We start from the raw sequence: 13,845 nt of genomic DNA, 5'->3' as shown, positions 1-13,845 counted from the left end.
TGACACTGCAAAGTAAACCAATATCTTTACACGATACAAAAGTTAAAATATCATGGCTACCCTTGTATTAGATGAATTAAAATATCCAATTGGAAAGTATGTTAAGCCTGAGCAATTTTCAGAGGCTGACATGAAGAGTTTTATTCACAGAATTGATCATCTTCCTTTTGCTATTTGGGAAGCAGTTGCCGGACTTAACGATAAGCAATTGGATACTCCTTACAGAGATGGAGGTTGGACAATTCGCCAGGTTGTTCACCATTTGGCAGATAGTCATCTCAATGCATATTGCCGTTTTAAGCTGGGCTACACAGAGCAGCTTCCTGCCATTCGTCCTTATGAAGAAAATGCATGGGCGAACACAGAAGATGGACTCCACGGGCAATTGGATTTGTCTCTTGATTTATTAAAGTCCTTGCATTTCCGATGGGTGTTTTTTTTAAAAAGCTTCAAAGAATCCGACTGGCAACGTAAAATATATCATCCGGAATCAAAAAAAGAATACGACCTTTTTCAATTGCTCGCGATGTATGCATGGCACGGTGATCATCATCTGGCACATATTGTTTCGCTGAAGAAAAGAATGGAGTGGTGATTTTAGTTGTTAGTTGTTAGTTGTTAGTTGTTAGTGCTTAGTGCTTAGTGCTTGGTGCTTAGTGCTTAGTGCTTGGTAGATTTATTGTATACCTCGAATATGGTATCAGATACTTCAATCCTCAATCTTCAATCCTCAATCTTCAATCCACAATCTTCAATCTTCAATCTTCAATCCTCAATCTTCAATCCACAATCCACAATCCTCAATCTTCAATCCTCAATCTTCAATCCTCAATCTTCAATCCTCAATCTTCAATCCTCAATCTTCAATCCTCAATCTTCAATCTTAAATCCTCAATCCTCGAACCCGAAATATGCACCGCCATTTCCTCATCCACAAACCCTACGGTTATCTCAGTCAGTTCGTTTGTGAATTGCCCAGAAAAAAATTACTGGGTTCTTTATACGATTTCCCGGAGGGTACGATGGCGATTGGAAGATTGGATGAAGAAAGTGAAGGTTTGCTTCTTCTTACAACAAACGGGATTACCAGTGAAAGGGTGCGGAGTAAAAAGGTGGAAAAAGAATATTTTGCGCAGCTTGATGGTGATATTACACCAGATGCAATAGAGCTATTGAAGCAGGGCGTTGAAATTGGGATAAGGGATGTAAAATATCAAACGCTTCCTTGCAAGGTCTTCAAGTTGGAAAGCAGTCCTGATTTTCCTCCAAGAACAAGGAAGATCAGGGATGATCGTCATGGCCCTACCAGCTGGATTTCAATCACCATATCGGAAGGCAAGTATCGACAGATTCGGAAAATGACTGCAGCGGTGGGTTATCCTACTCTTCGTTTGCTTAGAATTCGAATAGGTACTATTTTTTTAAAGGAATTGAAAGCGGGAGAAGTTAGGGAGGTTGATGATGGATTTATTGAAACAGGTATTTTAACGATGAATTGAGATCATTGTCAATTTGGACGGAAATAGAAATTTCTTTGATTTTGAAAATGATTTAGTACTTACGCAGTTGACATTCCTTTGACAGAGTCTGTTTTTTCACATCTGTTCACAGATAAATACCATCAATTTACCGGAAATTGGTAAATGTTATCTCCCCGACACTTACATTTGGGCTAACTTGTGAAACTGAATATTCGTAAAATAATTTCTCATGCATTGATCTGGGCAGCTCTGATCAGTTTGCATTCTATTTATTTCCCAAAACTTGTCCGGCCTGCCGGTCCGCCTCCATTCAGAATGGAGGAATTCCGACAAAATCCTGTCGAAGAGGAAATGCCGCCTCCTTCAGCTCCTCCGTTTACTGTAGTCGTAATCCTTTATCTTTCGCTTGTTTCTTTTTACTACCTGAATTCACTTGTACTGATTCCGAAATTGTTGTCCAGGCAAAAGAGATGGGAATATGCATTTAGTGTTTTTGGATGTGTACTGGTTTTCATTGCACTCACGATTATTCCTTTCTTAATAATAAATCCGGGTGTTCCAATCAACAGGGGGATGCTTATTTCAAGCATCCTCTTGATTTCTTTGGTTTTTATTGCCAGTGGTATTGGGCAGATCATTGATTTATGGTTCTTGTCGGAAAAGCGTAGTAAGGAAATTGAATACGAAAAAAGATTGAATGAATTGTCTTTGTTGAAAGCGCAAATAAACCCACATTTTTTATTCAATACATTGAATACGATTTATTCTTTAGCCTCAAAAAAATCTGATCAGACTCCTGAAGCAGTATTAAAGCTTTCTGAAATGATGCGTTATGTGATGAGCGAGGCAAAACAGGATTTGGTTCCCATTGAAATGGAAATCGAATACATTAACCGGTTTGTTGATTTGCAAAAAATGAGATTGACGGATAAAGTCACAGTGGTTTATAATGTTATTGGAAATCCGCAGGGAAGAAGTATTGCTCCACTGATTCTTATACCTTTTATTGAAAATGCTTTTAAATATGGCGTGTCTACTCATGAGGATTCAACAATTACTATCACAATTTCTATTGAGGAGCACAAAATTAAATTGGTGACAACAAATAGAATATTTAATTACAGTAATATCCTTACTGAATCCACGGGTATCGGTATAACAAATACGAAAAAGAGACTGAACTTATTGTATCCCGGCAGACACAAATTAATGATTGATGATGCTAATGCTAATTTTGTCGTTCAACTTGAATTGATCTGATATGCTCCGTTGTATTATTGTAGACGATGAACCTTTCGCGGTAGAACTGATTGAATCATTTGTCAGCCAGATCCCATTTCTCAATCTGGTTGCAACTTTTCATGATGCGATAAATGCGTCGGAGTACATCCATAAATCAGAAGTAGACCTTGTTTTCCTTGACATTCAGATGCCTCACATCAATGGAATTCAGTTGTTGAAATCTTTGGAGAACCCTCCCTGGATAATTTTTACTACTGCATTTGATAAGTATGCAGTTCAGGGTTTTGAATTAAATGTTGTGGATTATCTCCTGAAGCCTTTTGGTTTTGATCGTTTTCAAAAAGCAGTAAACAAAGCGTATCAATTGTACAAATTGAAAAATCCCGAAAAGCAGGATGAGTCTTTTATTTTTGTGAAATCAGATTACCAGATGGTAAAAGTGAACCTGAGTAGTATATTATTTATTGAAGGATGGGATGATTACATAAAGATTTATTGCGGAGAAACTCCTGTCAGAACATTGATGAGCCTCAAGTCAATTCTCGAATTACTTCCTCATGAGGATTTTATGAGGGTGCACAGAAGCTATATCGTTCCATTGAAAAGAATAGAAAGTATCCGCAATAAAATGATTCGAATCGCCGGCAAAGAAATTCCTGTGGGAGCTACCTACATTTCTGCTGTAAATGAATTTCTTGCGAAGAATATCAAACATTAATTTTGTCTTTGAAAATACATGATTTTGTTCTGACGGGATAATGCTTTGCCATATTGATTCTTTTGTATTGGCCCTGCTGTTCAGGTGTATACAAATCCCCCGAAATCCTTTAAACTCCGGTAATTTCAACCTGTTCACCTATGAAATTTTGTCTGGAGTGATGAACTGATCCATATTTGTGTATTGAAATGATATTTTCTCTTTCATTAAACCTTGTACGAAAATATCCATCTAAAACGGCACTACATCCCACATCATGAAACTATTAAGCAATATCGCGGTCAGTGAATCCGGCTACCTTTTTAACCCTACCAATGGGGATTCCTTTTCAAGTAATGCTGTTGCGACAGATATTATTGCGATGTTAAAATTGGATAAATCTCCTGAGGAAATCAAGAAGGTACTCTTGGCTAAGTATGATGTAGAAAAATCTACGATCGAAAGAGATCTTGATGAATTTCTTCAGGAACTGCGTGATAATCATTTAATGAACGGGGATGTCAAATAATCGAACAATTACAGTAGCCCTTACAGGACTGAATGCTGTGGACAGCCCGGGACCCGGAGTTGCCGTTGCACGCGGGATCAGGGATTGTGCTGATTTTAAGGTTAGAATCATCGGACTATCCTACGAAAGTCTTGAACCGGGAATCTACATGGAAGGTATCGCCGACAAGACCTATCAGATTCCTTATCCTTCAGCCGGAAGTGAATCACTTTTAACACGGCTGGAGTACATACACGAAAAGGAAAAAATTGATGTCTTGATTCCCAATTTTGATGCTGAGCTGTATAATTTTATCAAACTGACTCCAAAGTTGAAGGAGATGGGCATTCACACCTTTATGCCAAGCGCTGAACAATTTGAGGCTCGTGATAAAATCAATCTTTTTGCTTTTTGTAAAAAGAACAATTTTCTCGTACCTCGCGACCGGACCATATACACTGCCGCTGAATTGCCGGCTGTAGCAGCTCACTTTAATTATCCACTGGTTGTAAAAGGAAAATATTATGATGCTTCAGTTTGTCAGACTCTTGAGCAGGCTCAAAAAGCTTTTTATAAACTTGAGGCCAAATGGGGGCTTCCGATCATTGTTCAGGAATTTATCAATGGAACGGAAATCAATGTCGCAGCCTTAGGAGACGGGGAGGGGAATACAATTTCAGCGATCCCGATGAGAAAATTATTCATCACCGATAAAGGAAAAGCCTGGGCTGGTGTAACACTGGAAGATTCTAAATTAATAAAGCTTGCAAAGGATTTTATCAAAGCGACAAACTGGAGAGGCGGTTGCGAACTTGAGCTGATGGTTACTGCCGATGGGCGACCATATTTTATGGAAGTGAATCCACGGTTTCCGGCCTGGATTTATCTTACTGTTGGTGCCGGACAAAATCAACCTGCATCACTGGTAAAACTTGCGTTAGGTGAGAAAGTGGAGCCGTTTACGACTTATGCAGTGGGAAAAACATTTATTCGTTATTCCTGGGATATGATAATTGATATCGAACAATTTCAACATTTCTCCGCTTTTGGAGAAAATTAATTTTTAATTACAGCACGTATGTCAGCAGAGTCAGAAACTAAATTACGTTACGAGCGACCGATTATCCGCAAGATGAATTCGGGACTTATGAATAAATTCGGTACCCGTACTGAATATGCTCCAACTTCCCACATTGATAGTGTTCCTGTTAAGCGAATTATCGATGAATATGGTTCACCCTGCTTTGTGATTTCGGAGCGTACAATGCGAAAGACATATCAGTCGGCGCTAAGAGCTTTTAAAACGAGATATCCTAAAGTACAGTTTGCCTGGAGTTATAAAACAAATTACCTCGATGCCGTTTGTAATGTATTTCACCAGGAAGGATCCTGGGCGGAGGTCGTCAGTGGATTCGAATATGAAAAAGCCATTCGTAATGGAGTTCCCGGCAATAAAATAATTTTCAACGGACCGGAAAAATCTACTGATGAATTAAAACGAGCTATAGAAAATGAATCACTGATTCACATTGATCATTTCGATGAATTGTATGATCTCATTGAGATTACAGAAACGTCAAAGAAAAAAGCCAAAGTTGCCATCCGTGTAAATATGGATGTTGGAGTTTATCCACTTTGGGATCGTTTTGGATTTAATTATGAGTCCTACCAGGCATGGCAGGCAATTGTGAAAATTATGAACTGCGAGCGGATGGAACTCGTGGGACTTCATTGTCACATTGGTACTTTCATGCTTACAGCAAACGCGTACGCGATTGCCGCAAGCAAATTGTGCGACCTGGCTTACAACATCAAGCTGAAGTGGGATAAGTCCATACAGTACCTCGATCTGGGTGGAGGTTTTGCGTCTACAAATACCCTGCGTGGTTCCTATCTTCCGGGATCCGATATCAGTCCGGGCTTTGATGATTATGCGGAAGCCATTACTTCCACAATTCTGAATTTTGGATTTAAGCAGGAGGATTTGCCACTGCTTGTTTTGGAAACAGGAAGAGCAATGATCGATGATGCAGGATTTTTACTTGGAACTGTACTCGCCAATAAACGATTATCAGATGGCCGTCGAGCCACTATTATGGATTTTGGAGTGAATATTCTTTTCACCGCATTCTGGTACGAGCATAAAATCTCGCCGGCTCAGGAATTTACACATCATACAGAAGACATGGTTGTGTATGGTCCGCTTTGCATGAACATCGATAAGATCCGCGAAAGCGTCAGTCTGCCTTTGCTCAGCCGTGGAGATAATGTTGTCGTTCACAAAGTTGGCGCCTACAACATGACGCAATGGATGCAGTTTATAGCGATGCGTCCGAATGTTGTAATGATTGATACGAAAGGGGAAGTACATAAAATCAGGGAACGGGAAACAATCGATACGCTGACAAATCTGGAATCGAAACCTGAGCATCTCAAAACCTTTAAGCTCTGATTTCGTGTGAAATTAAAAATACTCATCACACGCCACGCGCACGGATTGCTTTACAGCTATTCGCAGATCTTTTTTGCGCGTAGCCTCTGGTTTGGGGCTTTGTTACTGCTTGCTTCAATGATTCATCCGGTAATTGGCATTTCGGGTTTGTTTGCTGTGCTGATTACAAATGCTGTAGCAGAGTCCTTCACTATGAATCCGGTTTCCATCCGTGAAGGACTTTACGGATTTTGCAGTGCCCTTGTTGGAATGGGTATGGGAGCGTTTTTTCAAACCGGGCCTCTGTATTGGCTGATTTTGTTTTTGATGGCAATTGTTTGTTTGTTGGTAACAATTGTTTTCCAGGGTTTGCTTACAAAATATCAGCTGCCATTCATGGGCTTACCATTCCTTGTTTCGTTTTGGTTGTTGTTGTTGGGTTCAAAATACTTTGGCAATCTGATTGGTATTACCCCTGGATTGGAAACCAGCCAGGGAGCTTATTACAGTATGTTGGAAGGGTTCAATCAGCTGAACCTGCCCGAATTCTTTAAAATATTTTGTCGTTCCCTCGGTGCCGTATTTTTCCAAAGTAATGTTTTGGTTGGACTCATTATTAGCTTGGGTTTATTTTTCTATTCACGAATTTCATTTTCGCTGGCTTTATTGGGTTTTAGTACTGCCTTTTTCTTTTATAAAATTGCCGGGATCGACACCCGCGATCTTGTTCATTTTTTTGTGGGCGCTAATTATATTTTTATTGCCATCGCAATCGGTGGTTTTTTTGTAGTGACCAGTACATGGTCATTTCTCGCTGTCATTTTTATGGTGCCAATTGTCGCCTTAATTCACTATGGAAGCAGTGAGGTACTGAACGTATTTCATTTACCGGCTTTTACTTTGTCACTGGCTGTCGCTACTTTGTTTTTCCTCTATTTATTGAAATGGAGAATTGATGGTAAATATATTCATGCCGTTCAGCTGCAATATTCATCTCCGGAGAAAAACCTTTACCATTATTTAGTCACAAAAGACAATTACCGTTTTGCGAAATATTTTCCGATCTCCCTTCCATTCTGGGGTGAATGGATAATCAGTCAGGGACATGATGGAAAAATTACACATTTAGGAGACTGGAGCAAAGCTTTTGATTTCATCCTTTTGGATGATGAAATGAAATCTTATTATCCGCCGGGAAACAGGGTGGAAAACTACTACTGTTATAACAAACCCGTTCTTGCTCCCGGAAATGGAACAGTGGAATTGATCATTGATAATATTGAAGAGAATGCGATCTTCGAAGTGAATACAAAGGAAAATTGGGGTAACAGTATCGTGCTTAATCATGGTAATGGTATTTTTTCTCAGTTGTCTCATTTGAAATCGGGAGATTTTCGTTTTAAATTGGGAGATTTTGTAAAAAGGGGAGATGTGCTGAGTAACTGTGGTAATTCAGGACGTTCACCGGAGCCGCATATACATTTTCAGGTGCAAACGATTCCAAAGGTCGGTGCTCGTACTCTGGATTATCCCATTGCTTCTTATATCCTGAGAAGGGGAACTGATTTTGATCTCAAAATATTTGAAGTTCCAAATGAAGGTGATCTGATCAGGAATCCTGAAATAAATCCGCTTCTGAAACAAGCTTTTAATTTCGCTCCCGGGAAATCACTCAAATGGTCTTGGAAAGGAAAAACTGAGGAATGGCTAATTTATACAGATGAATGGAACCGCATCAATATCTGGTGCGAATCAACAAAAAGTATTGCTCGACTGGAAAATGACGGAGTGATATTCAGGTTTAATTTTTTTGATGGTGACAGAAATTCTGTTCTGTATCATTTCTACCTGAGCTGTTATAAAGTATTCCTGGGTTTTTACAATGATTTGAAATTGCATGAGAATTTTCCGGTCCTGTTTAAAACAAATTTTCTCGTACAGTGGCTCGAGGATTTTTCAGCTCCCTTTTTTAGCGCTGTAAAAAATGAATTTGAATTGGAATATGTGTTTGCCGATGATTTGCAATATACCACACGTATGGAACTTCATTCAAAAAGTACATCCAGACTGGCAGGGATCAGGTTGAGTAAATTTGAATATGAGATCCACCTTACAAAAAATGGCATTGAAAGCCTGATGATTTTTGAAGGTAATGACAAAACAAAGGCGATATGCGAGGAGCAATAACAGTTTTGTTTTTTATATTCTCAACTGCATCTGTTTTTTCACAAACTCAGCCGGATATAGTGCGGAATTACGATTCGTTGATTGCGGTAGCATTTAACAGCGGAGAATGGGATAGTGTCGTTGTTTATTCTACCATGGCGATACGTGCCGGAGCTGAAACAGTAAATATTCGTAAGTCACTTGGATACGCCATGTTTATGAAACATGATTATACCTCAAGTGCGCTGCATTACAGAAGAGTATTCGAGGAGAACAAATCTGACCAGGATGCCATTGTGATGCTGTATCGCTGCGCCTTATTAACAGACCAGGATCAGGAAACGGCGTATTTTCTGGGCTTAATACCGGAGCAAACAAAGATTTGGATGGGTGTAGAAAAAAGTAAGGTATTTGTCAGCGCGGATGTTAATTCGGGAATTTCCCTTAATAACAACTATAATCTCTATGATAAAATAGATATACGGCACGGCAACATCTATGGTCTTCAATCACTCAACGGCAAGCTTTATTATTTGCAAGCAGGGTTAAAAATAAGGCCATTTGCTTCGCTTAGTTTGTATGGTGCTTTCACAGCTGTTCAGTTGGAAAAACGGGAAAGGATCAGCGCTACCGATCTGATTGTGGTGGATCGTGTATCGGATGTCTGGAATGGTATAAAGTACATCCGGAATATTTACCAGTACAAAGACACAACTTATGTTAGAAACAGTCTCGTGAATCAACATTTAGGATATCTTCAGGCAAATATCTTTTTCCCAAAAATATGTACATTGAAATTATTTGGGAATTATTTATCCAGTGAATTTAGCACCGCTGTCAGTTCATACAAACAAGAACAATATTATGCTCAGACGGTTGATACGTTTTATTCTACAAGAACCATCTATTCTTTTACAGATACAAGCAGGATAAATTATGAATACATATTCGGAGCTGCTCTTGAACGAAATTTCAGAAAATCCAGGATTGAAGCGGGTATATCCTACTCGAATTTAAATTCAAAAATTCAAGTTCAGCCACAAATCCGGATGGTTTATTTTCCGCGTGGCAATACAGATTTATTTTTTACTGCAAATGCTGTGGTTTTATTTGAGGAAAACCAAAGCAGGCTGATCCCTCAATTGGCAATCACTAATCGGGTTTTCAAGAAAACATGGTTATCTTTGTCTGCCTTGTATGGAGATTTATCAAACACAACTGAGTATGATGGTTTGGTAGTTCACAATACAACTGACGAAACTATTTACCGTCTTTCGCTTTCAGCTTATCAGGAAATGGGTGCTCATTTGTCCGGATTTTTTGGATTCAATTTTTCAAGAAAGAATAGTCAGTACATTTTTTACCCGGAGCCTGATCGCTATATCACCATCAAAACACCATATTCAAATTACTTATTTACTGTTGGCTTAAAATACTCCCTATGAAAAACTACATGATTTTCGCTTTCATTTTAATTTCATGCATTGCTAGTGCGCAAAATATGGAATCTCTTCGTTCCGCGTTTGTCAAAAGTTATACTTATGAAGCGAATAAACAGTATCAAAAAGCTTCTGATGAACTCGAACAAGTATACAACTCAAATTCTTATGAATTAAATTTACGTCTTGGATGGTTGAAATATTCAGCAGGGAGTTATAGCGAAGCAATTTCATACTATCAAAAAGCGATTGATCTCCAGTCTTTATCAATTGAATCAAGATTAGGAATCGTGTATCCTTTGTCTGTTCAGAATAAATGGGACGAAGTATTGGCTCAATACCATGCTATTCTTCAGATTGATTCAAAAAATTCCTTGGTGAATTATCGCACTGCTTTGATTTACTACAATCGGAAAAATTACGCCGAATCAAAGAAACACCTGGAAGTCGTTTTACAGTTGTATCCATTCGATTTCGATTCAAATGTTTTGCAGGGATGGACACTGCTTGCGCTTCTCAATAAGACCGACGCAGCTGTTTGTTTTGAACGTGCATTGTTGTATAGCCCGCAGGATACAAGTGCAATGAATGGATTGCAAATGTGCAAGTGAATGAATAACGATAAACTACTATTGCGTGGATCCATTACTTACGGTCAGGGAAATCCGGGAATCGGATATTGAATTGATTGCTGACTATTGGAGCAAGGCGGCTCCTGAATACCTTTTAAAAATGGGTGTTGATTTGAAAAAAATGCCGGCAAGAAGTGATTTTCTGGCAATGCTTTCGAATCAAATAAAACTGGATTACGAACAGAAAAAATCCTTTGCCCTCATTTGGGAAGTGGATGGAAAGCCTGTTGGTCATTCCAATGTTAATCCGATTGAATTTGGAAAGCATGCATTCATGCATTTGCACATCTGGCATCCCGAATTCAGAGGGAAAGGTTTAGGGGTTCATTTTGTAAAATTATCAGTGCCATTATTTTTTGAGAAATTAAAATTACATCGTTTGTACAGCGAGCCTTATGCCTTGAACCCTTCGCCAAATAAAACGCTCCCGAAAGCAGGATTTAAATTCGTGAAATCCTACATAACAATTCCCGGTTCGATAAACTTCGAACAAGAAGTAAATCGTTGGGTTTTCGAACCACATTCTGTCTGAATGATTCTTTTTTTTTAGAATTATTTTATTTGCAGAATTTGATTGTATACATTAATTTTCAAAATTAAAATCCGGACTTTTATCCCGGCTCCTGTTTGGGGAGAAGCACCTTTAATTTTGAATCATGAAAAAATATACAGCTTTATTACTGCTGATAATCCATTTGATTCTGGGTATTTCTTCCTGTACCAAGGATAAGATCAATGCCAATGAAGATTTGGAGTTGTTCGAAGATATCATTGAAGGTGGTTATCATTATTATCAGAATGGAAATAAATTGAATGGGGTAGCCCCAAGTCCGCACGGTGCCTTCAAACTCCGTTTTAATGAAATTGCTTTTGCAGCGCTTGATAGTTCCGGCGAACTTCCATTAGGAGCTAAGTTTCCCGATGGTTCATTGATTGTGAAAGAAATTTTTGATTCAAATGATAATCTCAAATTGTACGCTATCATGGAAAAGGAACCGGAAAATACTTTTGCAGCTGAAAACTGGGTTTGGGCAGAATTGAACGCGGATGGCAGCGTGAATTATAGCGCAGGTAACAAAGGTGCCGGCTGTAAAGGATGTCATTCAGGATCACCAGGACGGGACTTTATCAGAACCTTTGATTTTCATTGAGCTTTTCGCGATCCAGTATCTCGACGGAAGGATCATGGCGATTCTTATCTGAATCCTGATAAAACATTTTACCCCGAATTCACCTAAAATAAACTGCATTGGAATCGCCCGAAAATGAAACAAGCCCCAAAGCCTCCTCAGGAGCGATTTTCGTAATCCTGGTTGCAATCATGTTGCTTGTTTTGCTGATAGAATGGCTATTTGGTTTTCTTTAATGATGGACGGGTGAATTAACCCTTTTTAAGAAAATGGAATTAACTTTTTTCCGTTCTTGCAGTATAAAACGAACTCTTCCCGGCTTTATCCGGCTAAATTCCACAAGCATGCCCTTGATTCAATCAGTCTCCCGCCGCGCTAAAAAAATAGTGCTGGTATTTTCAATAGTATTGGTTTCAATAGCCTCCTTCAGCTTTGTTGAAGATTATTATTTCGAGGTCAGCAAAAACCTCGACATATTTTCTACCCTTTACAGGGATGTAAATATTTATTACGTGGATTCTCTTCAGCCGGGTGAACTCATGAAAAAGGGTGCTGATGCCATGCTTAAATCACTTGATCCTTACACGGTATATATTCCGGAAAGTGAAATAGAGGATTATCGCATGACCCACATTTCCGCTGAATATGGCGGGATTGGTGCATTGGTTCATGAACGCGACGGACAAATCGAAATCAGTGAAGTGTACGAGGGTTTCCCTGCCCAGAAAGCGGATATACGTGTGGGAGATAAAATTATTTCGGTGAATGGGATTACAACCCAAAGCCGGAAGGTCGATGATGTGACTGAGTTTATGAAGGGGCAGAAAGGGACAACCGTGAAAATTGTCGTACAAAGGGAAGGAACTGCCCAACCACTGGAGAAAACGATTACACGTGATGAGATAAAATTCAAAAATGTCCCTTATTTCGGAATGGTCAACGATCATACCGGATACATCAAATTGACCCAATTCCTGGAGAACTCAGCGGATGAAGTAAAACAAGCTTTAGTGACACTGAAACAGGATCCGAAAATGAAATCTGTCATTCTGGACCTTCGTGGAAATGGTGGTGGTTTGCTGAAAGAAGCTGTTGATATCGTAAATCTCTTCGTAGATAAAAGCCAAAAGATCGTTTCCCAGCGCGGAAAAGTTAAGGAGATGAACATGGAATATTTTGCCAGCAAAACCGCTGTGGATACTGAGATTCCGGTGGTTGTGCTTGTAGATCGTGGTTCCGCTTCGGCTTCAGAAATTGTTACGGGTGCCATTCAGGAACTTGATCGGGGAGTCATCGTAGGGCAACGTACCTTCGGAAAGGGACTTGTTCAGCAGACTTATAATCTGTCTTATAATACGCTCTTAAAAGTGACGATTGCCAAGTACTATACGCCCAGCGGACGTTGTATTCAGGCATTGGATTACACACACAGAAACGCGGATGGGTCAGTATCTAAAGTAGCTGACTCACTCATTACGGAATTTAAAACCAAGGGTGGTCGTGTAGTCTATGATGGAAGTGGTATTTTCCCTGATATCTATACCAATCCTGAAGTTTACAGCAACCTCACAGGTGCACTGTATCACAACTTCTTGTTTTTCGATTATGCTAATAAATATGCTCGTGAACATGCGTCTATTGCTCCAGCAAAAGAATTTATGATTTCGGAAAAGGACTACAATGACTTCGTAGCATTCCTCGATGGAAAAAAGTATGATTACACCGATAAGAGCGAAAAGGAACTGGATTCCTTCCGGAAAGCAGCTGAAAAGGACAAACATTTTGATGCCTTAAAAACAGAATTTGAAGCACTCAAAAAGAAAATGGCGGATTACAAAAAGCAGGACCTGATGAATCATAAATCAGAGGTGAAAGACATGTTGGAAGGGGAAATCGCTTCAAGATATTATTTCCAGAAAGGCCGCCTTGAATCCAGTTTCAGGACTGATCAGGATCTCAAGAAAGCGTTGGAAGTATTGGATAATCAGCCACTTTATACCTCTATTTTGAAGGGCGACGGGAATTACAAGGTAATTGGAAAACCCGGAAGTGAAGCCCAGGCTAAGGCAATCAGCGAAAGAGAAGAAGATGACGGATTGAACTAAATGACCTACCCTGA

At 39.3% G+C, this 13,845-nt stretch carries 13 protein-coding genes; all 13 read left to right on the top strand.

What is annotated here, in order from left to right; all coding sequences use genetic code 11:
- Positions 1-52 precede the first annotated feature (52 nt).
- The 13 genes from IPP86_16380 to IPP86_16320 all read left to right on the top strand — a co-directional run bounded on the left by IPP86_16380 (position 53) and on the right by IPP86_16320 (position 13,831).
- Complete coding sequence (locus tag IPP86_16380; protein ID MBL0140077.1) at positions 53-595, top strand: putative metal-dependent hydrolase; 543 nt, start codon at positions 53-55, stop codon at positions 593-595.
- A gap of 316 nt (positions 596-911) precedes the next feature.
- Positions 912-1,499, top strand: a complete 588-nt coding sequence (locus tag IPP86_16375) for a pseudouridine synthase (protein MBL0140076.1) — start codon at positions 912-914, stop codon at positions 1,497-1,499.
- Positions 1,500-1,679: 180 nt separating this feature from the next.
- Entirely contained in the window at positions 1,680-2,741 is a 1,062-nt protein-coding gene (locus tag IPP86_16370; protein MBL0140075.1) for a sensor histidine kinase, read from the top strand.
- 1 nt (position 2,742) lies between these two features.
- On the top strand, positions 2,743-3,441 hold the full coding sequence (locus IPP86_16365; protein ID MBL0140074.1) for a response regulator transcription factor: 699 nt from the start codon (positions 2,743-2,745) through the stop codon (positions 3,439-3,441).
- Between the two features lie 256 nt (positions 3,442-3,697).
- A complete protein-coding gene (locus tag IPP86_16360; GenBank protein MBL0140073.1) occupies positions 3,698-3,949 on the top strand; it encodes a PqqD family protein in 252 nt (83 codons plus the stop codon).
- Positions 3,939-4,988, top strand: coding sequence for an ATP-grasp domain-containing protein (locus tag IPP86_16355; protein MBL0140072.1), 1,050 nt, complete (start codon positions 3,939-3,941; stop codon positions 4,986-4,988). Before IPP86_16360 ends, IPP86_16355 begins: the two co-directional genes overlap by 11 nt.
- An 18-nt stretch (positions 4,989-5,006) precedes the next feature.
- Complete coding sequence (locus IPP86_16350; GenBank protein MBL0140071.1) at positions 5,007-6,380, top strand: diaminopimelate decarboxylase; 1,374 nt, start codon at positions 5,007-5,009, stop codon at positions 6,378-6,380.
- 6 nt (positions 6,381-6,386) lie between these two features.
- Positions 6,387-8,546, top strand: a complete 2,160-nt coding sequence (locus IPP86_16345; GenBank protein ID MBL0140070.1) for an urea transporter — start codon at positions 6,387-6,389, stop codon at positions 8,544-8,546.
- A complete protein-coding gene (locus IPP86_16340; protein MBL0140069.1) occupies positions 8,531-9,970 on the top strand; it encodes a hypothetical protein in 1,440 nt (479 codons plus the stop codon). Before IPP86_16345 ends, IPP86_16340 begins: the two co-directional genes overlap by 16 nt.
- Complete coding sequence (locus IPP86_16335; GenBank protein ID MBL0140068.1) at positions 9,967-10,575, top strand: tetratricopeptide repeat protein; 609 nt, start codon at positions 9,967-9,969, stop codon at positions 10,573-10,575. Before IPP86_16340 ends, IPP86_16335 begins: the two co-directional genes overlap by 4 nt.
- Positions 10,576-10,600: 25 nt before the next feature.
- On the top strand, positions 10,601-11,128 hold the full coding sequence (locus tag IPP86_16330; protein ID MBL0140067.1) for a GNAT family N-acetyltransferase: 528 nt from the start codon (positions 10,601-10,603) through the stop codon (positions 11,126-11,128).
- A gap of 124 nt (positions 11,129-11,252) precedes the next feature.
- Complete coding sequence (locus IPP86_16325) at positions 11,253-11,747, top strand: cytochrome P460 family protein (protein MBL0140066.1); 495 nt, start codon at positions 11,253-11,255, stop codon at positions 11,745-11,747.
- A gap of 323 nt (positions 11,748-12,070) precedes the next feature.
- Positions 12,071-13,831, top strand: coding sequence for a S41 family peptidase (locus tag IPP86_16320; GenBank protein MBL0140065.1), 1,761 nt, complete (start codon positions 12,071-12,073; stop codon positions 13,829-13,831).
- The last annotated feature ends 14 nt before the right edge of the window (positions 13,832-13,845 follow it).

It is taken from the genome of Bacteroidota bacterium, assembly GCA_016720935.1.
GTDB lineage: Bacteria > Bacteroidota > Bacteroidia > AKYH767-A > 2013-40CM-41-45 > JADKJP01.
Note: the sequence above shows the minus strand (reverse complement) of the source record. Positions and strands in the feature narration are given on the sequence as shown.

Excerpts from the sequence above, each read along its gene's own strand:
- IPP86_16380 (MBL0140077.1), top strand. The coding sequence starts at position 53 with ATGGCTACCCTTGTATTAGATGAATTAAAATATCCAATTGGAAAGTAT.
- IPP86_16375 (MBL0140076.1), top strand. The coding sequence starts at position 912 with ATGCACCGCCATTTCCTCATCCACAAACCCTACGGTTATCTCAGTCAG.
- IPP86_16365 (MBL0140074.1), top strand. The coding sequence starts at position 2,743 with ATGCTCCGTTGTATTATTGTAGACGATGAACCTTTCGCGGTAGAACTG.
- IPP86_16360 (MBL0140073.1), top strand. The coding sequence starts at position 3,698 with ATGAAACTATTAAGCAATATCGCGGTCAGTGAATCCGGCTACCTTTTT.
- IPP86_16355 (MBL0140072.1), top strand. The coding sequence starts at position 3,939 with ATGTCAAATAATCGAACAATTACAGTAGCCCTTACAGGACTGAATGCT.
- IPP86_16350 (MBL0140071.1), top strand. The coding sequence starts at position 5,007 with ATGTCAGCAGAGTCAGAAACTAAATTACGTTACGAGCGACCGATTATC.
- IPP86_16340 (MBL0140069.1), top strand. The coding sequence starts at position 8,531 with ATGCGAGGAGCAATAACAGTTTTGTTTTTTATATTCTCAACTGCATCT.
- IPP86_16335 (MBL0140068.1), top strand. The coding sequence starts at position 9,967 with ATGAAAAACTACATGATTTTCGCTTTCATTTTAATTTCATGCATTGCT.
- IPP86_16325 (MBL0140066.1), top strand. The coding sequence starts at position 11,253 with ATGAAAAAATATACAGCTTTATTACTGCTGATAATCCATTTGATTCTG.
- IPP86_16320 (MBL0140065.1), top strand. The coding sequence starts at position 12,071 with ATGCCCTTGATTCAATCAGTCTCCCGCCGCGCTAAAAAAATAGTGCTG.